This window comes from Pasteurella testudinis DSM 23072, assembly GCF_900176075.1.
In the GTDB taxonomy this organism is placed as follows: Bacteria; Pseudomonadota; Gammaproteobacteria; order Enterobacterales; family Pasteurellaceae; genus Chelonobacter; species Chelonobacter testudinis.
The window spans coordinates 38,822-63,021 of the sequence record NZ_FWWV01000069.1 but is presented as its reverse complement, the minus strand read 5'-3'; the positions used below and the strand labels follow the sequence as shown (position 1 = coordinate 63,021).

27 protein-coding genes are annotated in these 24,200 nt (G+C 48.4%); 14 read left to right on the top strand and 13 right to left on the bottom strand.

Features of this window, described 5'->3' with window-relative positions:
* Position 1: 1 nt before the first annotated feature.
* Complete coding sequence (gene mtnN, locus B8880_RS14025) at positions 2–700, top strand: 5'-methylthioadenosine/S-adenosylhomocysteine nucleosidase (RefSeq protein ID WP_084258192.1); 699 nt, start codon at positions 2–4, stop codon at positions 698–700.
* Between the two features lie 29 nt (positions 701–729).
* Here mtnN and B8880_RS14020 read toward each other — a convergent pair whose 3' ends face one another.
* Positions 730–1,392 (bottom strand): trimeric intracellular cation channel family protein, encoded by a 663-nt coding sequence (locus B8880_RS14020; protein ID WP_084258191.1) that lies wholly within the window; start codon positions 1,390–1,392, stop codon positions 730–732.
* A 169-nt stretch (positions 1,393–1,561) separates the two neighbouring features.
* Between B8880_RS14020 and B8880_RS14015 the strand changes: the two genes are divergently transcribed.
* Both B8880_RS14015 and B8880_RS14010 read left to right on the top strand, forming a co-directional pair.
* Positions 1,562–2,734, top strand: a complete 1,173-nt coding sequence (locus tag B8880_RS14015) for an MFS transporter (RefSeq protein WP_084258190.1) — start codon at positions 1,562–1,564, stop codon at positions 2,732–2,734.
* Between the two features lie 359 nt (positions 2,735–3,093).
* Complete coding sequence (locus B8880_RS14010) at positions 3,094–4,362, top strand: NRAMP family divalent metal transporter (RefSeq protein ID WP_084258189.1); 1,269 nt, start codon at positions 3,094–3,096, stop codon at positions 4,360–4,362.
* A 57-nt stretch (positions 4,363–4,419) separates the two neighbouring features.
* Here the strand turns inward: B8880_RS14010 and B8880_RS14005 are convergent, their stop codons facing one another.
* From B8880_RS14005 to argC, 9 genes are all read right to left on the bottom strand, one after another.
* On the bottom strand, positions 4,420–5,931 hold the full coding sequence (locus B8880_RS14005; RefSeq protein WP_084258188.1) for an NAD(P)H-hydrate dehydratase: 1,512 nt from the start codon (positions 5,929–5,931) through the stop codon (positions 4,420–4,422).
* Between the two features lie 33 nt (positions 5,932–5,964).
* Positions 5,965–6,339 carry a fluoride efflux transporter CrcB gene (locus tag B8880_RS14000; RefSeq protein WP_084258187.1) on the bottom strand — a complete coding sequence of 125 codons (375 nt, stop codon included), beginning with the start codon at positions 6,337–6,339 and terminating at the stop codon, positions 5,965–5,967.
* Between the two features lie 6 nt (positions 6,340–6,345).
* Positions 6,346–6,960 (bottom strand): glutathione S-transferase N-terminal domain-containing protein, encoded by a 615-nt coding sequence (locus tag B8880_RS13995; protein ID WP_084258186.1) that lies wholly within the window; start codon positions 6,958–6,960, stop codon positions 6,346–6,348.
* A gap of 9 nt (positions 6,961–6,969) precedes the next feature.
* The gene (locus tag B8880_RS13990) at positions 6,970–7,791 is read right to left on the bottom strand and encodes a Cof-type HAD-IIB family hydrolase (RefSeq protein ID WP_084258185.1); all 822 of its coding nucleotides are present in this window, start codon (positions 7,789–7,791) and stop codon (positions 6,970–6,972) included.
* 85 nt (positions 7,792–7,876) lie between these two features.
* The gene (locus tag B8880_RS13985) at positions 7,877–8,203 is read right to left on the bottom strand and encodes a DUF2288 domain-containing protein (RefSeq protein WP_084258184.1); all 327 of its coding nucleotides are present in this window, start codon (positions 8,201–8,203) and stop codon (positions 7,877–7,879) included.
* Between the two features lie 194 nt (positions 8,204–8,397).
* The gene (locus tag B8880_RS13980; protein WP_084258183.1) at positions 8,398–9,222 is read right to left on the bottom strand and encodes a Slam-dependent surface lipoprotein; all 825 of its coding nucleotides are present in this window, start codon (positions 9,220–9,222) and stop codon (positions 8,398–8,400) included.
* A gap of 183 nt (positions 9,223–9,405) precedes the next feature.
* On the bottom strand, positions 9,406–10,779 hold the full coding sequence (gene argH / locus B8880_RS13975; RefSeq protein WP_084258182.1) for an argininosuccinate lyase: 1,374 nt from the start codon (positions 10,777–10,779) through the stop codon (positions 9,406–9,408).
* An 88-nt stretch (positions 10,780–10,867) separates the two neighbouring features.
* Complete coding sequence (gene argB / locus B8880_RS13970; RefSeq protein WP_084258181.1) at positions 10,868–11,641, bottom strand: acetylglutamate kinase; 774 nt, start codon at positions 11,639–11,641, stop codon at positions 10,868–10,870.
* A 12-nt stretch (positions 11,642–11,653) separates the two neighbouring features.
* On the bottom strand, positions 11,654–12,676 hold the full coding sequence (gene argC / locus B8880_RS13965) for an N-acetyl-gamma-glutamyl-phosphate reductase (protein WP_084258180.1): 1,023 nt from the start codon (positions 12,674–12,676) through the stop codon (positions 11,654–11,656).
* Between the two features lie 163 nt (positions 12,677–12,839).
* On the opposite strand from argC, the gene argE reads away from it, so the two are divergent.
* Positions 12,840–13,982, top strand: coding sequence for an acetylornithine deacetylase (gene argE, locus B8880_RS13960; protein ID WP_084258179.1), 1,143 nt, complete (start codon positions 12,840–12,842; stop codon positions 13,980–13,982).
* A gap of 651 nt (positions 13,983–14,633) precedes the next feature.
* On the opposite strand, the gene B8880_RS13950 is transcribed toward argE, so the two are convergent.
* Complete coding sequence (locus B8880_RS13950; RefSeq protein ID WP_084258177.1) at positions 14,634–15,617, bottom strand: amidohydrolase family protein; 984 nt, start codon at positions 15,615–15,617, stop codon at positions 14,634–14,636.
* 424 nt (positions 15,618–16,041) lie between these two features.
* Here B8880_RS13950 and B8880_RS13945 point away from each other — a divergent pair, with 424 nt between their 5' ends.
* The 9 genes from B8880_RS13945 (at position 16,042) to B8880_RS13910 (ending at position 21,560) form a co-directional block, all read left to right on the top strand.
* Complete coding sequence (locus B8880_RS13945; RefSeq protein WP_084258176.1) at positions 16,042–16,857, top strand: amino acid ABC transporter substrate-binding protein; 816 nt, start codon at positions 16,042–16,044, stop codon at positions 16,855–16,857.
* A complete protein-coding gene (locus B8880_RS13940; protein WP_084258175.1) occupies positions 16,841–17,557 on the top strand; it encodes an amino acid ABC transporter permease in 717 nt (238 codons plus the stop codon). The genes B8880_RS13945 and B8880_RS13940 overlap by 17 nt, the downstream gene beginning before the upstream one ends.
* A gap of 5 nt (positions 17,558–17,562) precedes the next feature.
* Complete coding sequence (locus B8880_RS13935; protein ID WP_084258174.1) at positions 17,563–18,330, top strand: amino acid ABC transporter ATP-binding protein; 768 nt, start codon at positions 17,563–17,565, stop codon at positions 18,328–18,330.
* A gap of 24 nt (positions 18,331–18,354) precedes the next feature.
* Complete coding sequence (locus B8880_RS13930; protein WP_084258173.1) at positions 18,355–19,443, top strand: 5-methyltetrahydropteroyltriglutamate--homocysteine S-methyltransferase; 1,089 nt, start codon at positions 18,355–18,357, stop codon at positions 19,441–19,443.
* A gap of 119 nt (positions 19,444–19,562) precedes the next feature.
* Positions 19,563–19,727: a hypothetical protein gene (locus B8880_RS14505; protein WP_159460765.1), complete on the top strand. Its 165-nt coding sequence runs from the start codon at positions 19,563–19,565 to the stop codon at positions 19,725–19,727.
* Positions 19,717–20,013 (top strand): type II toxin-antitoxin system RelE/ParE family toxin, encoded by a 297-nt coding sequence (locus tag B8880_RS13925; protein ID WP_084258172.1) that lies wholly within the window; start codon positions 19,717–19,719, stop codon positions 20,011–20,013. The genes B8880_RS14505 and B8880_RS13925 overlap by 11 nt, the downstream gene beginning before the upstream one ends.
* 5 nt (positions 20,014–20,018) lie before the next feature.
* Positions 20,019–20,912, top strand: a complete 894-nt coding sequence (gene xerD / locus B8880_RS13920; RefSeq protein ID WP_084258171.1) for a site-specific tyrosine recombinase XerD — start codon at positions 20,019–20,021, stop codon at positions 20,910–20,912.
* Between the two features lie 109 nt (positions 20,913–21,021).
* Positions 21,022–21,252, top strand: a complete 231-nt coding sequence (locus B8880_RS13915) for a type II toxin-antitoxin system CcdA family antitoxin (RefSeq protein ID WP_115306432.1) — start codon at positions 21,022–21,024, stop codon at positions 21,250–21,252.
* A 2-nt stretch (positions 21,253–21,254) separates the two neighbouring features.
* Entirely contained in the window at positions 21,255–21,560 is a 306-nt protein-coding gene (locus tag B8880_RS13910) for a CcdB family protein (RefSeq protein ID WP_084258169.1), read from the top strand.
* 61 nt (positions 21,561–21,621) lie between these two features.
* On the opposite strand, the gene B8880_RS13905 is transcribed toward B8880_RS13910, so the two are convergent.
* On the bottom strand, positions 21,622–22,131 hold the full coding sequence (locus tag B8880_RS13905) for a peptidylprolyl isomerase (RefSeq protein ID WP_084258168.1): 510 nt from the start codon (positions 22,129–22,131) through the stop codon (positions 21,622–21,624).
* 91 nt (positions 22,132–22,222) lie between these two features.
* On the opposite strand from B8880_RS13905, the gene cysS reads away from it, so the two are divergent.
* Positions 22,223–23,602, top strand: a complete 1,380-nt coding sequence (cysS, locus tag B8880_RS13900; protein WP_084258167.1) for a cysteine--tRNA ligase — start codon at positions 22,223–22,225, stop codon at positions 23,600–23,602.
* Between the two features lie 76 nt (positions 23,603–23,678).
* Here the strand turns inward: cysS and B8880_RS13895 are convergent, their stop codons facing one another.
* Entirely contained in the window at positions 23,679–24,125 is a 447-nt protein-coding gene (locus B8880_RS13895; RefSeq protein WP_084258166.1) for a hypothetical protein, read from the bottom strand.
* Positions 24,126–24,200 lie beyond the last annotated feature (75 nt).

Sequence of the window (24,200 nt, the reverse complement as noted above, 5' to 3'; positions counted from 1 at the left end):
GATGAAAATCGGAATTGTCGGCGCGATGGCGCAAGAAGTGGAGATCTTACGCAATAAAATGACCGAATTGACCACTCGTCAGGTTGCCGGTTGCACCTTGTATCAAGGCAATCTGGACGGCTTGGAGGTTGCGTTGGTGCAATCGGGGATCGGCAAGACCGCCGCAGCAATGGCAACCACTGCCTTGGTTTTGTTGGCGAAACCGGAGTGTGTCATCAATACCGGCTCGGCCGGCGGAATCAGTGCCGCGCTGAATATCGGCGATGTGATTATTTCCACCGAAACCGCTTACCATGATGCCGATGTGACGGCGTTCGGTTATGCCAAGGGGCAATTGCCGGGCTGTCCGCCGTCGTTTCCGTCCAATCAGGCGTTGATCGAACTGGCGGAAAAGGCGCTGCACACACAGGGCAAAAGTGCGGTCAAAGGCTTGGTTTGCAGCGGCGATATGTTCTGTAACGGTGAGCAGCAAATTGCGCAGATTAAAGCTGATTTTCCGCAAGCGATTGCGGTCGAAATGGAAGCCGCTGCCATTGCGCAGGTGTGTTGTGCATTTGATTTGCCGTTTGTGGTGGTGCGCGCGGTTTCCGATGTTGCCGATAAAGAATCCCATCTCTCTTTTGACGAATTTTTACCGCTGGCGGCGCAACAATCCTCAGAAATGGTGTTGGCGATGTTGGCGGAGTTGCAATTGCAGTAATGCAGTACAGTTTAAACCGCAGTGAGCCGCTATTTTTTGCGGTTTTCTCGCCATGTCTTCAACAGCGGTTTCGGTGGCGACTGCTGTTCTTGGTAATCAAACACCGGCAATGACAAATGGAAATAGATTGCCAACAACCGTATGCCAAAGCCGCTGATTAAGGTTAGAATCACCACGAGGTTGTGGGCGATCCCTAAATAAGGCAAACCGAGATAGATTGCAGTGGTCAGCAGCGCAACGCTGGCGTACAGCTCTTTTTGGAACACCAGCGGAATGCGGTTGCAGAGCAAATCGCGCAGCACGCCGCCGAAAGCACCGGTCACAACCGCCGCCACCGAGGCGATGATAAAACCGTGCCCCATATCCAACGCCACCTGTGCGCCGATAATCGAAAACACAATCAATCCCAACGCGTCCAACACCAAAAACACCGTACGGAAATAGCGCATTAACGGCGCAACGAACACTGTCGAAACGGCAGCACCGGCGACGATCAAAATATATTCGGGGTGTGCGACCCAACCGAGCGGATAGTGGCCGAGCAGCATATCGCGGATAGAGCCGCCGCCAATGGCGGTGACCGAACCAATGATAATCACGCCGAATAGATCCATTTTTTCACGACCGGCAGCCAAAGCACCCGTGATGGCTTCGGCGGTGATCCCGATAATGTAGAGTACGGTTAGCAACATATGATAATGACTTAAACAGAAAGGAAATTAATGGCATAGAGTAAGAGGATTTGCAGGTTTGATAAAGAAAAATTTGATATAGAGAACATTTTTGTGATCAATATCTTGTATAAACCGCACTTTGGCTTAATATGTAATCATTCTGTTATCAAAATGAAAACAAAATAAGATGATTAAGCTTAAAACACGGGACTATTTTTGGGCAACGTTGGTGTTGTCACTCTCATCATTTTTGGTTTTCAGTAACTTATATGTGGTGCAGCCGCTGTTATCCCTGTTTGCCGAGCGCTATGCGGTGTCATTAAATCGGGCGAACTGGATTTTTGCCGCGGCGTCGTTGGGCATGAGCCTGTGTTTGATTCCGTGGGCATTGCTAGCAGATCGCTTCGGGCGGCGGTTGGTGATGTTGTTAAGCTTGGGCTTGAGTGCTTTTTTTTCGCTGAGTCTGGTTTTTAGCCATTCGGTGGGCGCTTGGATTTTATTGCGTTTCCTACAGGGCATCGCCTTGGCGGGTTTGCCGGCAGTGGCGATTGCCTATATCAGCGAAGAATTCGAGGCAGAGGCGGTGATGCCGGCGATCGGAATCTATATTGCCGCCAATTCGATCGGCGGTATTTCCGGACGGATTCTGGGAGGAATGTTGGCGGAGATATTCGGCTTGAATGCCCCGATGTTGTTTACCGCACTTTTAACCTTTGGCGGTGCGGTGCTGACCTATTTCTACTTGCCGAAAGAGCGCCATTTCAGCGCGCAGTCGCTGGGCTTGAAAACCATTATGGCGAACCTGTGCGGCCATATCAAAAATCCGCTGCTGTGGCGGACTTTTTTGATCAGCGGCATTTGTTTCGGTATGTTTGTCAATATGTTTTCCGTGATCGGATTGCGTCTGCAGCAAGCCCCTTGGCTACTCAGCACATTGCAGGTTTCACTGCTGTTTCTTTGTTATTTGAGCGGCACTTTCGCCGCCTCGATGGCGGGACGTTTCAGCCGTCGCTTTTCGGCACCGCGCGGCATGTTGTTCGGCTGGTTGCTGTTGATGTTCGGCATGCTGCTGTTGATTAGCCAATCGCTGTGGATTTTGGTTATCGGGTTGTTGCTGTGCAGTATCGGCTTCTTTTTCACCCATGCCCTTGCCAGTGCTTGGGTCGGCAAAAACGCCACTCACGCCCGCGCTTTGGCCTCCGCACTCTATCTTTCCAGTTATTACCTCGGCGCCAGTGTCGGCGGTAATTATCTGCTGACCGTATGGCAACACTTCGGTTGGAATTGGGTTGCGCCGTCGGCGATGTTATTACTTTGCTTGGTGTTGTGGTTATTGAGCGGCATGTTTCGAGTCCGTTGAATCCCCGTTTTAAAGCACTTTCTGCTGTCTTACTTTCTTGACGATTGGTGTGGAAATCGTCAAAGTAGATTGCCAATCCCTGAAATAATCAGTAAACTCAAGCACCCTGACTGAAAAGTTAGGCATGTTTATAAAAATAGCAATAGTTTTTTATTTTGTTTATTTGATTAAAATTGGCATATTATTTCGATTTTATTCTGAATTAAAGTGTTAATGCGAACTGTTTCCGCTAAAACAAAACATAATCGTTAGGTCTGCCTGCGGTGTTGTTTACTTTTATAGACACGGTTTGGCCGAATGTCGCGTATTGATGAACGGTAGTGAAGAACTTTTATTAAAAAAACCTTGAGAACAACATTATGACAAGCAACACAGAATCCATGCAATCTGAAGAGATTTCCAATTGGAAAAGCAAGCTGGGGGCATTAGGCCCCGGCATTTTGATGGCCTCCGCGGCAGTCGGCGGTTCACACTTGATCGCCTCAACCCAATCCGGCGCTATTTATGGTTGGCAGCTGGCAATCATTATTATTTTGGCAAACCTGTTCAAATATCCGTTTTTCCGTTTCGGCGCGCAATATACATTGGACTCCGGCAACACGTTGTTGGAAGGCTATCGTCAGAAAGGACAATTTTACCTGTGGATTTTTACCATTCTGAATATTTTTGCCTCGGTGATTAACACCGCCGCGGTCGGTTTGTTGTGTGCGGTGATCCTTTCTTTCATTTTGCCGTTCAGCGTGCCGATGCCGATTTTAAGTACCATTGTGTTGGGTATCAGCCTGACGTTGCTGTTATTGGGCAAATACCGTGTGCTGGACAGCGTGTCTAAGCTGATTATGATCAGCCTAACGCTGGCTACCGTTGCTGCGGTGGTGATTGCCATGAGTCGCGGCGCGGTCGCGCCGGCGGATTACGTCAGCGCCACGCCATGGAATTTGGGAGCGTTGGCATTTATCGTTGCCTTGATGGGCTGGATGCCGGCACCGATTGAAATTTCGGCGGTCAACTCGATGTGGGTGGTGGCGAAACGCCGTTTGGCAAAAGTTTCCTATCGTGACGGTTTGTTTGATTTCAATGTCGGTTATATCGGCACAGCGATTTTGGCGTTGGTTTTCTTGGCGTTGGGCGCTTTGGTGCAGCACGGCTCCGGCGTGGAAGTGGAAAAAGTCGGCGGCCGTTATATTGCGCAATTGATCAATATGTATGCGGTGACAATCGGCGAATGGTCACGTTTACTGATCGCCTTTATTGCGTTCTCCTGCATGTTCGGCACCACGATTACGGTTATCGACGGTTACAGCCGTTGTAATGTGGAAGCGATCCGCCTGATTTTGAAGAAGCAGGAAACCCGCCAAGGCTTTTTGAACCTGTCGATGCTGTTCACGACCATTGCGGGCTTGGTGGTGCTGTTTTTCTTTAACAATGCACTGGCGCCGATGTTGCAATTTGCCATGATCGCCTCTTTTGTCTCCACCCCGATTTTCGCCACTCTGAATTTGTTGTTGGTACTGAAAGGCGAACATAAAATCAGCAAGGGCTTGTATTGGTTGTCGATTGTCGGCTTGATCTACCTGACCGCCTTCGCCTTGCTGTTTATCGTGCAGCAGCTGGGGTTGTTGGGCTAAAAACCTCAGCGAAAGGGATAACTGCGGTTATCCCTTTTTTGTTTTGATCTTGAGTTTTTAATCCGAGCGAAACGCCAGCGGCAGATAAGCAATCAAATCACTGGCGATCAGCCCCTCTTGGCTCAAAGCTTGAGCTGCTAAATCGCCGGCTCTGCCGTGCAGATATACGCCGAAAACCGCACTTTGTTGCGGAGTGTAGCCTTGTGCCAAAAGTGCGGTAATGACACCGGTCAGCACATCTCCGCTGCCGCCGCTCGCCATACCGGGGTTACCGCTGCTGTTAAAATGGATAGTGCCGTCCGGACAACAGACCGCCGTGTAAGCCCCCTTGAGCACGACATATAATCCGTTTTGTTGCGCAAAAGTGCGGGTCAACTGTAGTTTCTCGTTATCGTTTTGCCATTCGCCAATCCAACGCTGCCACTCTTTCGGGTGTGGTGTTAAAATGCTGTTTCGCGGAATTAGCTTTTGCAGATTGATATCTTGGCTAAGCAGATTTAGTGCATCGGCATCCAACACCATCGGCTTCTCAACTTGATGTAGCAATTGTTGCAGATAATATTGGGTCAATTGATCCTGCCCGATTCCCGGACCGATACCGATAGCACTATAATCCGGATAATGCGAACTGCAACCGCTTAATACCGTTTCGCCATGATTGACCAACACCATTGCCTCCGGTACGCTGGTTTGCAGAATTGAATAACCGCACTTCGGACTTTCTACGCTCACCAGACCTGCGCCGGCACGCAAGCAGGCTTGGCTTGCCAACACGGCGGCGCCGATTTTGCCGTAACTGCCTGCAATAATTAAGGCATGACCGAAATTGCCTTTATGACTGAACGGCTTGCGTGGACGGTAAATACGGGCGATATCGTCGGCTGTGGTGTAGAATAATTCGGTTGCTTGGCGAGCGATCGCATCGCTTAGCAAACCGATGGGGAGAATCACCGTTTCGCCGCTATAAATTTGGTTTTCGGGTAGGAGTAACGCCAGTTTGGGAATTTGCAGACATAAGGTGTAGTCGGCGCGGATAATGGCCTGTGGATCGTTATGCTGATTGTCTTGGCAAAATAAACCGGACGGCAAGTCGATACTGATCATCGGCAAATGCAGCCGGTTTAGGCAATTCACCAGTTCTGCGGCAAATCCTTGCAAAGTGCGGTTCAGACCGGAGCCGAACAACGCATCAATCACAATCCCTTGGCAATATTGCAGGCGATTCAAATCCTGACTTTCCGCCAAATGAACTACGGGAATCGCCAAATCTTGCAGCCGTTGCAGATTAATCCGGCAGTCAGCCGAATAATGTTCTGCGGCGAGCAAAAATACACGGATTTTAAACCCCAGTTGCTGTAGTTGGCGGGCAATTGCCAAGCCGTCACCGCCGTTATTGCCGTGTCCGCAAACAAGATTGAAACACAGTGTCGGGTGCGGTGGAAAATGTGCGGTCAGCCATTGGGTGCAGGCGGTAGCCGCTTGTTCCATTAAATTAATTGAGGTGATGGGTTTGTGTTGAATGGTGTATAAATCAACTTGTTTAATCTGCTCTGCGTTTAGAATTCTCATGGCTGTTCTCCTCGCACATGATAGTCTCAAGGGTTAATGCAACAAGCGCCACAGATAAATGCCAAGTGCGGTACACAGCAGCGCGCCGAGCAAATGGGCGGAGATTACGCCTAAGCCGTTTAGCCATTTATCGCTCATCAATTTTTCGATCACCTCGCCGGAAAAAGAGGAAAAGGTGGTGAAGCTGCCGAGAAAACCGGTGATTAAAAACAGCCGCCATTCGGCACTGACCGCAGGAAAACTGACAAAAACGCCGATTAACACGCCGATCAGCAAACTGCCGAGGCAGTTGGCAAGCCATGTCCCGAGTGCAATTTGACTGAATAGCGGATTGAGCCATAGCGACAGCAACCAACGTGCCGTTGCGCCTAAACTGGCGCCGCTACACAGTAATAACAAGGTGTTCATCGGTGTTTAGCTTTGATACGGTTTGGTTGCAGCCAAACACGGATACTTTTCGTTCATCTGCTGCGTCCAGCGATCCAAGTGCGGTACGACTTCGGTTGGATTTACGCCGATAAAATTCAGGCGGAAATGGAAGAAATCGATCACGCACACAACGTATAACGTGGCGATATTCAGCTCCGAGCCAAGCTGATCCAAGCGTTGTTCCAGATACTGCAACGAGCGGATATTACGTTCAATCATCTGTTGATGGCGGTTATCCCACCATTCCGTTTGATCGCGCATCATACGTTCGCCCAAATACATCAGGGTATTTTCCATAATGCCGTCGGCAATCGCATGCAAATTCAGCACCTGCCAGCGGTTTTCTCCCCGTGGAAACAGCGGTTGGTTTTTGCCTAATTGATCCAGATATTCCGCAATCAACGTGCTGCTAAACAACCAGTCGCCCTGATCCGTCTGCAACGCCGGAATGCGTCCCAGCGGATTATCCTGATTATGCGGCGATTCCGCTTTGGCGGCGACGGTGGCTTGCAGCTCAACCTGTTGTTCCAATTGATGATGTGCGATCACCGACCGCACTTTGCGTACAAACGGACTGGTGGTGGAGTACCAAAGTTTCATATTCACCTCTTAGACTAAATTGAATAACGCACGCAAATAGGCGGCGACCGATTCGTCACGGTTCAAGCCGATTTGTTGCAAGTGCGGCAGCAGCGCTTTGACGCGCGGATCGGCATTGCCCATGATGCAGCCGCGCCCGACTTCGCTCAACATTTCGATGTCGTTCATACCGTCGCCAAAGGCGATACAGTCGTTCAATTCATAGCTGCGATCCTGCAATAAATGCGCCAGCGCATTGGCTTTGGTCACCCCTTGGTTCATAATTTCCAAACAGATCGGGGTAGAGTAGGTCATGCTGACTTGATCGCCATATTGTTGGCGGATAGTCTGTTCAATCGGGGCGAGATCGGCAGCGGTTTTGCCGATAAAAAACACTTTTTCCGTGCCTCTGCCGTGGTGGTGGGAAAAATCGACGACTTGATAATCAAAACCGGAATCTTTATGGTATTTGCGCAGTTGCTTAAGGTCGATATTGATAAACCAACCCTCGTCCTGATAAGAATTCAGCACCACCCGCGTCGGATCAAATTCCAAATTCATCAATGCGAACGCGATGTTTTCTTGCAGGCTGTTGCTGTACAACAAGTTGCCGTGCAGATCGTGAATGCGCGCCCCGTTGGAAGTGATCATCGCAGCATGCTCGGATTCAATTTTCTTCAGAATATGTGCCATATCAATGTGATTGCGTCCGGAGGCGAGAATAATATCAATACCTTGTTCTTCCAAGCGTTTGATGGTTTCGGCACTGTAGCCGCCGACAACGTGTTGATGGGTGAGCAAAGTGCCGTCCAGATCGGAGACAACGGCACGGAAAGCGTGGTTAAACGACATAAAACGTCCTGTTGCAAAGTGAAATCATTTATGCCTAATCATAGCAAAGTGCGGTAGCGGTTGTACTATTTATTTAATCGATTTTTTACTGGAGAGGGCGAGCGCTTTGTTCGGCTGGCGTTGCGTTTTCCACCGGTTGCGCTAACACCCACGGCGCTAACACCACTGCCCACATCAGCTGATTATATTGATAAAATTGCAACGCCTGCGCTGCGGTAACGGCATAAACCTGCCGCCGTTCGATCAATTCGGCAATATAAGCGCTGTTATCCTGCAACATTGCCTGCGCCACTTCAATCAAATCCAAGCTCGGATCAAGATACAGCACCTTGCCGCGCGCAAAGTGCGGTTGCAGTTCATGCCAATGGATTTTAGCGGTTTGTTGGTTGAGATCGAGATTATCGGTTTGCATGGCGCTTATTTTTGGTTTGATTATCTGTCAATTTAAATTGTCGGTTGGGTTTCGCAAATCCAACCCAACCGACTTACTATATATCTGTTTGGCTGCTTTGTTTTATTACCAAACAGGATTGATTGTTGCAGTTACAGTTTATGGGTTATAGGTCGGTTAACACCCACCTATAACACTATACTAGCATGAAGTCATTATTGTTGTTTACCGGAGAAAACCACGCCCCAGCGACTATCACGCTCATTGGCAGATGCTATTCCACCAATTTCTTGCGCATTTGTGCCGTAAAATTTCCCTTGTAATTGCGCATTTGCGGTTTCAGCGGAAGAGGTCGCTTGACCGGAAAATCCGTTTCCGCTAATGTCTGCTACGACTGTGATGGTCGCAACTTCGCTTTTCAGCTCTCCAGATAGTGATTTTGAATCAAAATTCGCGACTAAATTTGTGCTACCTTGGTAATAATCTTCATCAAAATCAGGGTTATAAGGTGAGTATAATGAATTTCCCTGATAGCTGATTGAGCCTCTTGTTGGGATTTGTGTTTCAGCGGTTGGGTTGCCAGTGTAGAATAGATAAGATGCGCCGTCTTCACCTTCATCATATGCGCCAATTTTCACATTTTGCTGAGTGCCGCAACAAGTGATGGTGTTTTTCTGGGTGGCATCACTGCCGAGATTGAATGTTGACCAGCCAGCAGCATAAATGCCACTACGTTCTAATTGAATTGTGATGCCGTCAACCGTAATTGCTTTTAGGTTGGTTGTAGTGATGTTTTGTAGCTTGGAGGACGCTTCTGCTGAATAGGTATCTCCCTTGGTAACTAGAACCTGTCCGCTTACAGCTGTTGTCGCCGTATTCGTTGTGTTTGAATCTGTTGTACTTGCTGTTCCGCTGTTATTAATGGTTGAAGTTGAATTGGCATTATCGCTACCTCCACCGCCGCCACTACCACCGCAAGCCGTTAAGACAGCGATACAAAGTGCGGTTAAGCTCATTTTGATTGATTGGTTAATTGGCATGGCTTCATTCCTTATTTTAATGATAAAAATTGTAAATGTAACTAGACAATTTTACATTTAAAGTGGGGTTGCTTCAAATGATAACGGGTGAAAACATGATCGTGATCAACGTTGTAAGGCGGAGAAATAAAAAATCGCTAACAACAGACCATGTTAGCGATTTTTAAAAGGGGTTGCTATATTTTACGCCGACCGCACTTTGGCGTTTGCAATCGCTTCCGCTACTCGTTGCGGAGCGACGCCGCCTTTGGCACAACGTTTATCGAGGCAGGATTGCAATGATAAAATCGGGTACACGTCATCAGCGATCACCGCATTAAAGCGGCGGAATTCTTCAAGGCTGAGTTCTTCCAAGGCTTTTTGTTGCCCAATCGCATACACCACCGCTTCGCCGACGATATGGTGCGAGTCACGGAACGGAATGCCTTTGGCGACCAGATAATCCGCCAGTTCGGTCGCGTTGGAGTAACCTTTCAGTGCCGCATCTTTGGTGCGTTCGGTATTGACTTTAATGTCGTCCAACACCAAATCCGCCATATCCAAACAGTCGTGCCAAGTATCCAGTGCGTCGAAAATGCCTTCTTTGTCTTCCTGCATATCCTTATTGTATGCCAGCGGCAAGCCTTTGACCGTCATCAACATTCCGCTCAATGCGCCGACCACACGACCGGTTTTGCCGCGAATCAATTCGCATGCGTCTGGATTTTTCTTCTGCGGCATTAATGATGAGCCGGAAGTCACTTTGTCCGACAGCTCGACGAAATTGGCTTCGCCGCTATTGAAGATAATCAAGTCTTCGGCGAAACGCGATAAATGCACCATGCTTAACGAAGCAACCGACAGCAGTTCGATGATATGGTCGCGGTCAGACACCGTATCCAAACTGTTATGGGTGGCATAAGCAAAGCCCAAATCCTGCGCCAATTGCTCGCGGTCAATCGGATATGCTGTGCCGGCAAGTGCGCCGCAACCGAGCGGACAGCTGTTCATGCGTTGGTAAGCGTCCGCCAAACGGGAATAGTCGCGCTCCAACATTTCGAAATAGGCGAGACACCAATGGGCAAAAGTGACCGGTTGCGCCCGTTGCAAGTGGGTGTAGCCGGGCATGACCGCACTTTGATTGGCTTCGGCAGTGGCGACCAGTTTACGTTGCAACTGGCGAATCGCTTTTTGCAACTCGGTGACTTGCTGTTTGCACCACAGTTTAATATCCAACGCCACCTGGTCGTTACGGCTGCGGCCGGTGTGCAGTTTTTTGCCCAAATCGCCGACTTTTTCAATCAGTTTGCTTTCCACCCAACTGTGAATATCTTCATGATCGTCTTGCAAAATAATTTGCGGATCGGCGGCAACGACGGCGTGTAGCTCCAACAGTGCGCTTTCCAGTTGTTGCTGTTCGGCGGCGGTTAAGACACCGACGGCGGTCAGCGCTTTCGACCAACCGATTGAACCTTCGATATCCTGTTCTGCCAAGCGGTAGTCAAATACCAGTGAATCGTTAAATTGTTTAAACCGTTGATCTGCCGCTTGTGTAAAGCGACCGCCCCAAAGTGCCATAAAATTTCCTTTTTTGTGTCATTAAATTTGAATCACAGCCCATCTCAAAAGTAAGTATTGTTGTATACGGAGTGATGATGGTGTTTCTTTACGGATTAATCCGCGTGCCGACAATTTCGCCGCTTAAAAGTGCGGTCAGTTTGTCGGGGTGTTTCCAGCTGGCGATGTCCACGCCGCGCCCTAGATCTTTCGCGGCTTCCAGCGCCGCATTGACTTTGACGATCATGCCGTCGGTGATCACGTTATCTTCAATCAACTGTGCGATTTGTGCGGCGTTGAGCTGCGGAATCCGTTGTTTATCGGCATTCAGCACGCCGTCTACATCGGATAACATCACCAAATCGGCATCGATCAGTTTGGCAATCGTAATCGCCGCTTGATCGGCGTTAACATTCATCAAACGCCCTTGTTGATCCAAACCGATCGAGCTGATAATCGGCAGAAAATCCGCCTGTAATAGTTGTTTCAACAGAGTTGGATCGTTCGGGGTAACGTTGGCAACGTGTCCGAGTTCTTCATCGAACTGCAGTGCTTCGGTCATATTGCCATCGCCCAAAAACAAACCGACGGCGTTAAGCTGCATGCTTAATGCCTTAGCCAGCAATGTTTTATTGGCAATCCCTGCCAATGCGCCGACGATAATATCAATTTGATCGCTTGGGGTGATGCGCAAGCCATTTTTCTTCGCTACCGGCAGATTGAGTTTTTTCATCAGATTATCCACCACAACGCCGCCGCCGTGTACGATCACGATTTGACGGTTATGTTGTCGGCGATAGCGGCTAAGTGCGGTTAGCAGGTTATCCATCGCTTGCGGCGTATCAAGCAACACGCCGCCGACTTTTAATACTAAGGCTCTCATCGGCATATCCTCTTAAAATAATCCGCTGGTTTCAGGGAAGTTATAACGAATATTGGCACACTGCACCGCTTGCGCCGACGCGCCTTTTAGCAGGTTGTCCTCTGCGCCGACGATAATAATGTGTTGATCCTTGATGGCAAACGCAATATCGCAGAACGGCGTGAACTCCACCTGTTTAATCGACGGGAAATTGCGACCGCATAAGCGCACCAACGGGCGACCTTGATAGGTTTGCTCAAACGCCGCTTGTACTTGCTCGGCGCTGACACCAGCTTTCAGTTTGGCAGTGATGGTTGCTAAAATGCCGCGTTTGAAATTGCCCAAGTGCGGGGTGAAAATCACCTCACAGCCCAAGTGGGTGGCGATTTCCGGCTGGTGGCGGTGGTTAAACACACTGTAGGCATTCAGGCTGACCTCGCAAAAGCTGTTGGTCATGCTGGCTTTGCGCCCTGCGCCACTCACGCCGCTGACCGCATTAATCACCGGCAGTTGGCTGCGATCAATCAGATCGTTTGCCAACAACGGTTTCAGGCTCAGTTGCGACACGGTCGGATAACAACCGGCAACGGCGACCAAATCGGTTTGTTTGATTTTGTCATGATTCCATTCCGCCAAGCCGTAAACCGCACTTTGCAGCAGTTGCGGATATTGGTGTTCAAAGCCATAATATTGCGGATAAAATTCGGCGCGGTTGACCCGATAGGCACCTGACAGATCGAACACTTGGCAGCCTGCGTTGAGGAAAATCGGCGCATAATCGTGGCTGACTTCATGGGCGGTGGCGAGGAAAACCGTATCGAACTGCTGCGCCAATTTGCCGATCTCGGCGTTGTCGGCGGGCAGCGGCTGCAGCGGCAAATCGACCACACTGCGCAATTGCGGGTACAGGGCGGAAATCGGTTTGTTGGCATCGGCGCTGTTGCTGGAAACAAATAAGCCGCTCAGTTCAAACTGCGGGTGACGGTTTAAAATCAGGGCAAGTTCTGCGCCGGTGTAGCCGCTGGCGCCGACAATGATAGCTTTTAATTTTGACATAGGGTAGGCTAATCCTTATAACATGAAGAATGACAACGTTAAGGCTATTGTATGTGATTTATACACGATTTGCACCAAGCGTTAAATAAAGTTTAAGAGTGATTAATTATGCGATATTTTGCATAATTATCTAAATTAATCAACTATTATTCAGGAAAAAATCATGCCGGTACCGCAATTTCTCGATTTATACCGCACTTTAATCCGCTTGCCGACCATCAGCAGTCTGGAGGCGGAACAGGATCAATCCAACCGCACTTTGATTGAAACATTGGCGGATTGGCTGACAACCTTGGGTTTTAAAACCGAAATCATCGCCGTGGAAGGCGCACGCGATAAATACAATTTATTGGCGACTTTCGGCGAGGGCGAAGGCGGATTGCTGCTGGCAGGGCACACCGACACCGTGCCGTTTGACGAGGGACGCTGGACCTTTGATCCGTTCAAACTGACCGAACAAGACGGCAAGTTTTACGGCTTGGGCACGGCGGATATGAAAGGCTTTTTTGCCTTTATCGTCGATACCGTTGCCAACATGGATTTAACCCGGCTGAAAAAGCCGTTGCGCATTCTAGCCACCGCCGATGAAGAAACCACCATGCTTGGTGCGCGCACCTTTGCCCAACATGCGCATATCCGTCCGGATTGCGCCATTATCGGCGAACCATCGTCGTTAAAACCGATCCGCGCGCACAAAGGGTATATGGGCAATGCGGTGCGTGTTACCGGCAAATCGGGGCATTCGAGCGATCCGGATAAGGGGATTAATGCGATTGAAATTATGCACCAAGCGACCACGCAGTTGATTGGGCTGCGTGATACGCTGCGTGAAAAATACCGCCACGACGGTTTTGTGATTCCCTATCCGACCATGAATCTGGCGAACATTCACGGTGGCGACGCGCTCAACCGAATTTGTGCCTGCTGCGAACTGCAATTTGATATTCGCCCGTTGCCGAATCTGGAATTGAAAGATTTAAACGAGATGATGCAGCAAGCGTTGCAACCGCTGATCGAACGTTGGGGCGACCGCGTGACCCTGACCGCACTTTACGAACCGATTCCCGGCTATGAATGCCCGCATTCGGCGCAAGTGGTGCAGGTGGTGGAAAAATTGCTCGGCGAAAAAGCCGAAACCGTCAATTACTGCACCGAAGCGCCGTTTATCCAACAACTCTGCCCGACCTTGATCCTAGGCCCGGGCTCAATCGAACAAGCGCACCAACCCGATGAGTTTTTAGAAACCAAATATGTGCAACCAACCCGGGATTTATTGGCGAAGCTGATTGGGCATTTTTGTGGGTGATTGAACTGCACTTTGGTTTTTTTATTACTATCGTTTTTCGTTTTGCAACGACGGTACTCACTCTTTTCTCATTTATCTTAAAGTCGCTATCGGGTTTCGCCGATGGCGACCTTCTTTCTTTGCTCGTGCAAAGAAAGAAGGCAAAGAAACACGCCCCAGTTGTAGTGCTGCTCTTCGCCTTTGCTAATTTCTACGGTCAATTTGTAAACTTGCCTGCTGTGCAGGCTTCGAACACGACAAATTGACCTTGAAATCTTCACGCAAACGCTCAGGCACTACAGATGGGGAATTTAAAACCAACTGCACTGCACTTTCATTTTTCCTTTCTATTTTTAAAATCTCGTATTCTGCGTCGCATTTTTCGGATTCCCTTGTGAACTGCCTGAGCGTGTGTGATATTTGTAGGGAAATTTTTTTGTTTGAGCAAAGCGAGTTTGCCTGCGAAGCAGGCGCATTAAAAATTTTCCGTTAAGCAAATTCACACTAAGCGAAGAAAAGCAGTTCATTAGGGGGTGCTTTCTTTTGCCTACTTTTCTTTGCACAAGCAAAGAAAAGTAAGGTCGCCGCAAGGCGAAATAGCGATAGTGATAAAAGAAAATCGCCATCGGCGAAACCCGATAGCGACTTTAAGATAAATGAGAAAAACTTAGCCTAATCCAACCCCAACACCTTACGCCCGTTCACACTGGCGATATTAATCATCGCTTCGATATCCGGGAAGCGGCAGCCGGCGGCGAGCAGACTGAGTTCTTGCCACATATCGCCTTCGCATAACGGCACCATGTAGTCGCAGATATTGTCCGTGCCGATTGCCACGGTGATCCCTTCCGGAATCATTTCATCGGCAGGGGTCAAGGCATTATGGAACGGCATCAGATCTTCTTTGCGGTTGCTATCGATCCATGCCATCGGGCAGGCGATCATCATCATTTGTGCTTCGCGCATTTTGGCGTAAAGCTGATAGCGGTACTCTTTCGGGTGCGCGCCGATGGAGATGCCGTGAATGGCGGCGACCCGACCTTGCATACCGTGCTCGATGGTTTTGTCGCACAGCATTTCGGTCTCTTTTTCGCGTGGCGTGTTGAATTGATCAACGTGGACATGGCACATAATGCCGCGTGATTTGGCAGCGTCCATCAGAATGTCAAACGCTTCTTCACCGCGTCCGTGATCCAATTCATCACGATACGGCAAGCCGCCGATCATATCGACCATATCGGCGCCGATGTCAAACCATTTGCGCGCGGTCGGTTCGATCACGCCTTTCAAGGTTTGGTTGGCAAATTTCAGGATAATGTCGTTTTTATACATTTCGCGCGCGCGGTGGGCGGCGATGATCGCGCGATCTTCACACACTGGATCGATATCTACAAACGTACCGAATGCGGTGACACCTTGCTGAATCATCATTTCAATCGCTTGGCAAAAACGGGCGTAATAGTCTTCAATGCTGGAGTTGCGTTTGACTTCGTCCACCAAATCCCACTTTTGCTGCAAATTGCAAGTGCGGTAAATATCAATTTTTTCCGGAGTCATGGTGAACGCACGGTCGGCGTGGGCATGGGAATTGACCCAGCCGCCTTTTTTGATAATTTCATCGCGAATATAGGTATTAAAAGTACGAACGTGTTGCATTGCGGTTACTCCGTGAATTAGGTATCAAAATAGGAATGAAGCGAATGGTGCGAGAGGTCAGGGGCGTAAACTGCGGGCAAAAAAAATCCCCATTGACTGAGGATTGCTGATCAAATGAAAATAACGGCGGTAAGCTGCGCAGGGATCGCATAACGGTTTTGCCGAAGCAAAAAGAGCGGTTATTGTCAAATGAGCGCGTTTGCATAGTTCTAGTTCCTTGGTTGGGGCTTCCTTATCGGCACTAGAAGGATAGTATAAATAGTTGCGACGGGGAAATAAAGCGCTTTTTGTTTGATCGCCGCCTGTTGCCAGTTTTTATAATAAAAGCGTATAACTTAGGAAATGTAATTATAGGCGGATTAGGCACAATCTATTATACTGTCCCCCTCAATTTTTGATTTAAAACCGACGGGAATATAACAAAATGAAATTAAACAAAAAACTGTTTTCGATTTTTACCGTGTTGATTGCGGCATTGGGACTGAGCGCGTGCGATCAAAGCAATCAAAGTGCGGTTAGTGAGAAAAAAGAAGCGACGTTAGCCGAAACTTTGGCAAGCACGAAAACCATTCGGGTCGGCACCGAGGGTACTTATCCGCCGTTCACGTTCCACGATAAAGACGGCAAATTGACCGGTTTTGATGTGGAAGTGGTGCGTGAGGTGGCAAAACGTTTGGGGCTGAAAGTGGAATTTTTCGAAACCCAATGGGACGCGATGTTTGCCGGTTTGAATGCTAAACGCTTTGATATTATTGCCAATCAGGTGGATTTGACCAATCCGGAGCGCCAGCAAAAATACCTGCTGTCCGAACCGTATAATTTCGAGCGTGCGGTGATCGTGACCAGCGCCGACAGCGAAGATTTAACCGCACTTGAGCAAGTGAAAGGCAAAAAATCGGCGCAGAGCATTAACAGCAGTTACTATGTGTTGGCGAAAGAAAACGGTGCGGAAATCCTGCCGGTAGAGGGCATGGCACCGGCGTTGGAACTGGTCAAACAAAAACGTGCCGATTTAACCTTTAACGGACAGTTGGCGATTTTGGATTATTTCAAACAGCAGCCGAATTCCGGTTTGAAAATCGCTTATAAAGACGACAATAAAATCGGTTCCGGTTTTGTCTTTTTGAAAGGCAATGACGAGGTGGTGGCGCAGTTTAACCGCACTTTGAATGAAATGCGTCAAGACGGAACATTGAAAGCCTTGTCAATTCAATGGTTTGGCGATGACGTTACTGAATAATCTGCTGGCAGGACTGCCGTTTCTGGACGAACAACAAGCGTCGATGCTGATCGACGCTTTTTGGCCGATGTTGCGCGGGGCGATTTCCAATACCATTCCGTTGACTTTGCTGTCGTTTTTTTTCGGTATGTTGATTGCGCTGCTGGTGGCGTTGTTGCGGGTGATCCCGCGCCATAACCCGTTCTACAGTGTCAGCTATTATCTGGCGCGCATCTATGTTTCCGCGATTCGCGGCACGCCGTTGCTGGTGCAGTTGTTTATTATTTTCTACGGTTTGCCGAATATCGGGGTGAAGCTCGATCCCTTTCCTTCTGCCGTGATCGCCTTTTCCTTGAATATCGGCGCTTATGCTTCGGAAACCGTGCGGGCGGCGATTTTGTCGATCCCGAAAGGGCAGTGGGAAGCCTCGTATTCGATCGGCATGAGCTATGCGCAAACGTTCCGCCGTACTATTATGCCGCAAGCGATGCGGGTGTCCGTGCCGCCGTTGTCGAACAGCTTTATCAGTTTGGTGAAAGATACTTCCCTTGCTTCGACGGTGTTAGTGACCGAGCTGTTCCGTGAAGCGCAGAATATTGCCTCGACCACCTATGAATTTTTGTGGATTTACAGTGAAGCGGCGCTGATTTATTGGTTGATCTGTTTCTTGTTGTCGTTGGCACAGGGCAGGCTGGAAAAACACTTCTCACGTTATGGTTAACTGCAATGTTACAGGTTAAAAATATTCATAAACAGTTTCATGGCAACGAAATTCTGAAAGGCATTGATTTACAGGTGGAAAAAGGCGAAGTGATTGCGATTCTCGGGCCGTCCGGTTCGGGTAAAACCACCTTTTTACGCTGTTTAAACCTGTTGGAAACGCCTGATCAGGGTACGTTGGAATTCAGCGACCGCACTTTGCGGATCGATTTTGCCCAGAAAATCAGTAAACAGCAGACCTTGCAGCTGCGCCGCCGCACGGCGATGGTGTTTCAGCAGCATAATCTGTTTCCGCACCGTACCGTGATTGAAAATGTGATGGAAGGGCTGGTTGTGGTGCAGAAAAAAGCTCCAGCCCAAGCGCGGCAGGAAGCCAAAACCTTGTTGGAAAAAGTCGGATTAGGCGATAAACTGGATTTGTATCCGTCGCAACTGTCCGGCGGACAGCAGCAGCGAGTCGGCATTGCACGGGCGCTAGCGGTGCAGCCGGAAGTGATTTTGCTGGACGAGCCGACTTCCGCCCTTGATCCCGAACTGGTCAACGAAGTGTTGCAAACCTTGAAGCTGTTGGCGAAAGAGGGTTGGACGATGGTGATCGTTACCCACGAAATCCGTTTTGCGCAAGAGGTGGCGGATCGGGTGATTTTTATCGATCAAGGCAATATTGTGGAACAAGGTGCAGCCAAAGCTTTTTTCAGCCGTCCGCAGCAGGAGCGCACCAAGCAATTTCTGCAACAGGTAGATCCGGAAGATTACCAAGATTTTTGTATTTAAAAAGAGCAAACCAAGGAAATCAAGATGACACAACAAACCTTACCCTTACACGCCGATACCGTCGGCAGCTATTTACGCACCGAGGCTTGGAAAAAAGCGCGTGCTGATTTTAACGCCGGCAAAATTAACCGCAGCGAGCTGAACCTATTGGAAGAACAAGAAGTGGCAAAACTGGTTGAAGCGCAGCTTGCCGCCGGTTTGCAAGTGATTACCGACGGCGAATTCCGCCGCTCTTGGTGGCATATCGACTTTCTGGAAGGGTTGAACGGCATCGAAGGTTACGAGCCGGAGCAGGCTTATCAATTCCACGGGGTGCAAGTGCGCCGTTATAATATCCGTAATTGCGGTAAAGTGTCATGGAATCCAAACCACCCGTTTTTGGAGCATTTCAAATCGCTGAACCGTATCGTCAACGGGCGTGCGGTGGTGAAATTCACCATTCCAAGCCCGAACCAGTTGATGCACAAAAACGTGTTCAATCCGGAAATTTACGCCACCAAAGAAGCGTTGGCAAAAGATGTGCAACAAGCCTATATCGACGCGATGTTAGCCTTTTATGAAGCCGGTTGCCGCTATTTGCAGTTCGACGATGTCTATTGGGGACACCTGTGTAACGATCCGAATGCGGACGATTTCGCGCAAAACAAAGCGATTGCACTGGCGAACGTGCAAGCGGTGTTAGCCAAGAAACCGGCGGATATGGCAATCACCACCCACGTTTGCCGTGGCAACTATAAATCCACTTATATGCTGCAAGGGGCTTATGATCCGATTGCCAAAGAATTGTTCGGACAAACCACGTTTGACGGTTATTTCTTGGAATATGACAACGAACGCTCCGGCGGTTTCGAGCCGTTGCAGCATTTCAAAGGCAATAAAGGGCGTGTGGTGTTGGGCTTAATCACCTCAAAATTCCCTGAATTGGAAGATAAACAACTGATCAAAGATCGTATCACACAAGCGGCGCAATATGTCCCTTTGGAACAACTGGCGCTCAGCCCGCAGTGCGGTTTTGCCTCAACGGAAGAGGGCAACATCATGACCGAAGTGCAACAGTGGGCAAAAGTGCGGTTGGTGGAAGAAATTGCGCAAGAGGTATGGGGCGAGGATTAATTTTTCGTTCGTGATTACTCGTCATCCTCTTACTGATTGACTGTCGGTAAGAGGATTTTGTTTTATTATGTGGCAAATCTGCGTACAATCGGATTAGATTCCAACTTAAGGGGGACGGTATGGAAAATATGAGCGAAGAATATAAACAGTTTTTACAACAGAGCATTGAAGCCGGACGACAAGCAGCTGCCAATGGCGAAGTTGTCACCCCAGATGCGGTTGCAGAAAGTGTGTTAGCCAGTATTTTGCAAGCTGCAAAGGAAATGAAAGCCAATGTTGCCTGAGGCTTACCTTATTCGCTATACCGTACCGGTACAGAAAAACTTAAATGATATCGCCTATCATATTACTGAAGTTGCCGGTATCAACTCGGCGGTTGCGGTTACGCAAGATATTCAAAATACGATTGCACTGTTAGAAATAAATCCACTGATGGGAAAAATCGGACATATTAGCGGAACGCGTGAGCTTTATCCGCGTGGTTATCGGGTTGTCTATCAAATTGATGACAATATGATCACCATTTTATCTATTATTCATTGTAAACAGCGCTATCCGAAGCAAGCCTAATTCTTATGAAAGATGCTATGTTGACAGACTTATTCCTCAACGAACTTTGGTTGGAAAAAGGCTTATCCGAAAATACCGTAGCCTCTTACCGTTTGGATTTGACCGCACTTTGCACTTGGCTGACGGCACAAAATCTGACCTTATTAACCCTTGATCATATTGATCTGCAAACCTTTCTCGGCGAACGGCTTGCCAAAGGCTATAAAGCTACCAGTTCGGCGCGTATGCTGAGTGCATTGCGCAAACTGTTCCAATATTTGTACCGCGAAAAATACCGTAGTGATGATCCAACCGCACTTTTAACCTCGCCGAAACTGCCGTCGCGTTTACCGAAATATCTCAGCGAAGATCAAGTTACTGATCTGCTCAATGCGCCGGCAACCGATGAACCGTTGGAGCTGCGCGATAAAGCCATGTTGGAATTGCTGTACGCCACCGGCTTGCGGGTGACGGAATTGGTTACGTTGACCATGGATAGCGTCAGTTTAAATCAGGGCGTGGTGCGGGTGATTGGTAAAGGCAACAAAGAGCGGTTAGTGCCGATGGGGGAAGAGGCGACTTACTGGATCGAACAATTTGTGCTATACGGCAGAACGGTGATGTTGAAAGGGCAGAGTTCCGATGTGCTGTTCCCCAGCCTGCGTGGCACGATGATGACCCGTCAGACCTTTTGGCACCGGATTAAACACTACGCGCTGTTGGCACAAATCGACCAAAATGCGCTTTCACCGCATGTTTTACGCCACGCCTTTGCTACCCATCTGGTCAATCACGGTGCGGATCTGCGTGTGGTGCAAATGCTGCTCGGACACAGCGATCTCTCCACCACCCAAATCTACACCCACGTTGCCAAAGAGCGGTTGAAAAAGCTGCACCAACAGTTTCACCCGCGGGGATAGAACAGCCATAAATATTGGCATGCTCAATTAAACCTGTTAGACTAACTCTCACTTGCTTTTTACAGGTGTTTATAGCACGGGTCTTTAACAAATGAATAGGACATGGTTTATGGCAGTTATTCAGAAGAAAACAGTGAGTGTGACCTTAGATCTTGAGCTACTTTCTCAAGCACGAGAAATGGGTTTAAATTTATCGGCTACACTATCAACCGCATTAAAAGAAGAGTTAAGAAAATTACAAGCTGAAAACTGGAAAGTAAATAATCGAGAAGCCTTGCAGGAACTGAATGATATTACTGAAAAATATGGTCTATTATCTGATGAATATAGGACATTTTGATCATGCAATATATGCTATATCGTAATCGAAGCAATATAAACTATCCGTATTTAGTTGATGTGCAAAGTGATATTATCGGTAATTTAAATACTCGCTTAGTTATTCCGCTATTTCCGTTAAAGTTATTTCAGGCTCGTCCGGCGGAAAGATTAAATCCGGTTATTCATATTGAAGGGGAAGATTATTTATTGATGACTCATGAAATGGCAAGTGTCCGCACTACACTATTGGGGGACGAGGTGGCGAGTTTACTCTCGCAACGACAGCTAATTAAAAATGCGATAGATTTTTTATTAGATGGTTTTTAAAGTTCTTGGGCTATCAAACAAAAAAGCCGGCACTAACCGGCTTTATTCTAGCGAATATAACTTACGCAACCGTCACTGATTGAATAATCACATCTTCTTTCGGCACATCTTGGTGGAAGCCGTGGTTGCCGGTTTTGACTTTGCGGATTTTCTCCACCACGTCCATGCCTTCAACCACTTCACCAAACACGGCGTAGCCCCACTCTTGAACCACGTCGCGATCGTACATTTTTTTGCCGCGGTAATCCAAAAAGTTGTTGTCGGCGACGTTGATAAAAAACTGGGCGGTAGCGGAGTGCGGATCGCTGGTGCGAGCCATGGCGATAGTGCCTTTTTTGTTGCTTAAACCGTTGTTGGCTTCATTTTGGATCGGCGCATCGGTCGCTTTCTCTTTCATGCCGACTTCCATACCGCCGCCTTGGATCATAAAGCCGTCGATTACGCGGTGGAAAATGGTGTTATCGTAAAAGCCTTTTTTGCAGTAATTTAAAAAGTTTTCGCTGGTAATTGGGGCTTTTTCAGTGTTTAATGCGATTTTTATATCGCCAAAATTAGTGTGTAGGGTTACCATAATTTATATCCTATAACGGGTGATAAAAGTGGCGGCTATTATTCCATAAAAACAGCAGGATCGCTATAAGTGCGGTTTAGAGAGTGAAATCATGTTAAAAATTTATAATACCTTAAAACGAGAGAAAGAAGTGTTTACCCCGATTGAACCAGGCAAAGTCGGCATGTATGTTTGCGGCGTAACGGTCTATGATTTCTGCCATATCGGGCATGGACGCACTTTCGTTTGTTTTGACATGATTGCCCGTTATCTGCGCTACAGCGGTTATCAACTGAATTATGTACGCAACATCACCGATGTGGACGATAAAATCATCAAACGTGCGCTGGAAAACAACGAAAGCTGCGATCAGTTGGTCGATCGTATGGTGGTTGAAATGCACAACGATTTCAAAGCATTGAATATTCAAGCGCCGAACAGCGAACCGCGCGCTACCCACCATATCGCAGAAATTATTGCGATTGTCGAGAAATTGCTGGCGCGTAAACATGCTTATGTAGCGGATAACGGCGATGTGATGTTCTCGGTGCCGAGTTTTGGCAAATACGGCTTGCTGTCACGGCAAGATCTGGATCAGCTGCAAGCCGGTGCGCGGGTGGAAATTTCCTCGATTAAGCAAAATCCGATGGATTTCGTGCTGTGGAAAATGTCAAAACCAAACGAACCAAGTTGGCAATCGCCGTGGGGTTTGGGGCGTCCGGGCTGGCATATCGAATGTTCGGCGATGAATCACAAAGAACTGGGCGCGCATTTTGATATTCACGGCGGCGGCTCGGATTTGATGTTCCCGCATCATGAAAATGAGATTGCGCAGTCCTGCTGTGCGCACGGTGATAATTATGTCAATTATTGGATTCACTCCGGCATGATTATGGTTGATAAAGAGAAAATGTCGAAATCGCTTGGCAATTTTTTCACGGTGCGTGAGGTGCTGAAGCATTACAACGGCGAAAGTGTGCGCTATTTTCTGTTGACCGCCCACTACCGCAGCCAATTGAATTACAGTGAAGAGAATCTGAACTTGGCGCATACCGCACTTGAACGTTTATACACCGCCCTGCGAGGCACTGACCCAAGTGCGGTTGCCAGCGGTGGTGAAGAATTTGTGGCGGCGTTTAACGAGGCGATGGATGACGATTTCAACACGCCGAATGCGTTGTCGGTGCTATTTGAACTGGCAAGAGCGGTCAACAGAGCCAAACAGGAAAATCCAAACCAAGCCGATGGTTTAGCCGCACGTTTGCGTGAATTGGGCGACGTACTCGGCATTTTGTATCAACAACCGGAAGAGTTTTTGCAAGCCGGTTCGGACGATAGCGAAGTCGCCGAAATCGAAGCGTTGATTCAGCAACGCAATCAAGCGCGCGCCGATAAAAACTGGGCGGCGGCAGACGAAGCGCGCAATAAACTGACGGCAATGGGGATTGTGCTGGAAGACGGCGCCAACGGCACAACGTGGCGTAAAGCGTAAATAATAGGGCTAAAAAGGCAAAAGTGCGGTACAGGTTAGCCTGCTACCGCACTTTGCTGGTGTGTCGGTTAACCGTTTATTTCAGCGGAAAACAGGCTTTTTTCAGGATTTCTTCCACTTCAACTGTGGTTGCATTAACGGTTTCGGTTTTTCTGACAGTCAGGAAACCGTTGTCTTCCAATTCCGGTTTTTGTCCGGCAAATTTATTGCTGATAGACCAGGCATAATTGCCGACGCTGAACACCGTGGTTTCGGCGTTGGAACGCTCGCCGTCATAGTCCAGGGTCAGAATTTCTTCGCCCAATTTGACTTGGGCAATCGCCGTGGCTTCGCCAAAGTGATAACGCGCTTCGGCTTGTTGTTGATCCACGCCGGCTTCACATTGATATTGTACCCATTTGGCGTCCAGTACCGGTTGCTGATAGTCCTTTACCTTGATATCGCCCGATGTGCTGTCGGCAGAGCAAGCGGCCAAAGCGACTGAACAAACTGCGATCAATATTGCGTTTTTTTTCAAAGTCATGGTGTTCTCCTAACGTTAGGTTGCAAGACAAAAAACTTGAGCTTGGCAAGTTAAGTTTCCGCCTTAGGACGCCCT

What these genes read in the sequence shown, in the direction of transcription:
- mtnN (WP_084258192.1), top strand. Translation starts at nt 2, where the DNA reads ATGAAAATCGGAATTGTCGGCGCGATGGCGCAAGAAGTGGAGATCTTA.
- B8880_RS13930 (WP_084258173.1), top strand. Translation starts at nt 18,355, where the DNA reads ATGACACAACAAACCTTACCCTTACACGCCGATACCGTCGGCAGCTAT.
- cysS (WP_084258167.1), top strand. Translation starts at nt 22,223, where the DNA reads ATGTTAAAAATTTATAATACCTTAAAACGAGAGAAAGAAGTGTTTACC.
- B8880_RS13985 (WP_084258184.1), bottom strand. Translation starts at nt 8,203, where the DNA reads ATGCAAACCGATAATCTCGATCTCAACCAACAAACCGCTAAAATCCAT.
- B8880_RS13980 (WP_084258183.1), bottom strand. Translation starts at nt 9,222, where the DNA reads ATGCCAATTAACCAATCAATCAAAATGAGCTTAACCGCACTTTGTATC.
- argC (WP_084258180.1), bottom strand. Translation starts at nt 12,676, where the DNA reads ATGTCAAAATTAAAAGCTATCATTGTCGGCGCCAGCGGCTACACCGGC.
- B8880_RS14020 (WP_084258191.1), bottom strand. Translation starts at nt 1,392, where the DNA reads ATGTTGCTAACCGTACTCTACATTATCGGGATCACCGCCGAAGCCATC.
- B8880_RS13905 (WP_084258168.1), bottom strand. Translation starts at nt 22,131, where the DNA reads ATGGTAACCCTACACACTAATTTTGGCGATATAAAAATCGCATTAAAC.
- B8880_RS13935 (WP_084258174.1), top strand. Translation starts at nt 17,563, where the DNA reads ATGTTACAGGTTAAAAATATTCATAAACAGTTTCATGGCAACGAAATT.
- B8880_RS13990 (WP_084258185.1), bottom strand. Translation starts at nt 7,791, where the DNA reads ATGTCGTTTAACCACGCTTTCCGTGCCGTTGTCTCCGATCTGGACGGC.
- argH (WP_084258182.1), bottom strand. Translation starts at nt 10,779, where the DNA reads ATGGCACTTTGGGGCGGTCGCTTTACACAAGCGGCAGATCAACGGTTT.
- B8880_RS14015 (WP_084258190.1), top strand. Translation starts at nt 1,562, where the DNA reads ATGATTAAGCTTAAAACACGGGACTATTTTTGGGCAACGTTGGTGTTG.
- B8880_RS13910 (WP_084258169.1), top strand. Translation starts at nt 21,255, where the DNA reads ATGCAATATATGCTATATCGTAATCGAAGCAATATAAACTATCCGTAT.
- xerD (WP_084258171.1), top strand. Translation starts at nt 20,019, where the DNA reads ATGAAAGATGCTATGTTGACAGACTTATTCCTCAACGAACTTTGGTTG.
- argE (WP_084258179.1), top strand. Translation starts at nt 12,840, where the DNA reads ATGCCGGTACCGCAATTTCTCGATTTATACCGCACTTTAATCCGCTTG.
- B8880_RS13925 (WP_084258172.1), top strand. Translation starts at nt 19,717, where the DNA reads ATGTTGCCTGAGGCTTACCTTATTCGCTATACCGTACCGGTACAGAAA.
- B8880_RS13915 (WP_115306432.1), top strand. Translation starts at nt 21,022, where the DNA reads ATGGCAGTTATTCAGAAGAAAACAGTGAGTGTGACCTTAGATCTTGAG.
- B8880_RS13940 (WP_084258175.1), top strand. Translation starts at nt 16,841, where the DNA reads ATGACGTTACTGAATAATCTGCTGGCAGGACTGCCGTTTCTGGACGAA.
- B8880_RS14010 (WP_084258189.1), top strand. Translation starts at nt 3,094, where the DNA reads ATGACAAGCAACACAGAATCCATGCAATCTGAAGAGATTTCCAATTGG.
- B8880_RS14005 (WP_084258188.1), bottom strand. Translation starts at nt 5,931, where the DNA reads ATGAGAATTCTAAACGCAGAGCAGATTAAACAAGTTGATTTATACACC.
- B8880_RS13895 (WP_084258166.1), bottom strand. Translation starts at nt 24,125, where the DNA reads ATGACTTTGAAAAAAAACGCAATATTGATCGCAGTTTGTTCAGTCGCT.
- argB (WP_084258181.1), bottom strand. Translation starts at nt 11,641, where the DNA reads ATGAGAGCCTTAGTATTAAAAGTCGGCGGCGTGTTGCTTGATACGCCG.
- B8880_RS13995 (WP_084258186.1), bottom strand. Translation starts at nt 6,960, where the DNA reads ATGAAACTTTGGTACTCCACCACCAGTCCGTTTGTACGCAAAGTGCGG.
- B8880_RS13950 (WP_084258177.1), bottom strand. Translation starts at nt 15,617, where the DNA reads ATGCAACACGTTCGTACTTTTAATACCTATATTCGCGATGAAATTATC.
- B8880_RS13945 (WP_084258176.1), top strand. Translation starts at nt 16,042, where the DNA reads ATGAAATTAAACAAAAAACTGTTTTCGATTTTTACCGTGTTGATTGCG.
- B8880_RS14505 (WP_159460765.1), top strand. Translation starts at nt 19,563, where the DNA reads ATGGAAAATATGAGCGAAGAATATAAACAGTTTTTACAACAGAGCATT.
- B8880_RS14000 (WP_084258187.1), bottom strand. Translation starts at nt 6,339, where the DNA reads ATGAACACCTTGTTATTACTGTGTAGCGGCGCCAGTTTAGGCGCAACG.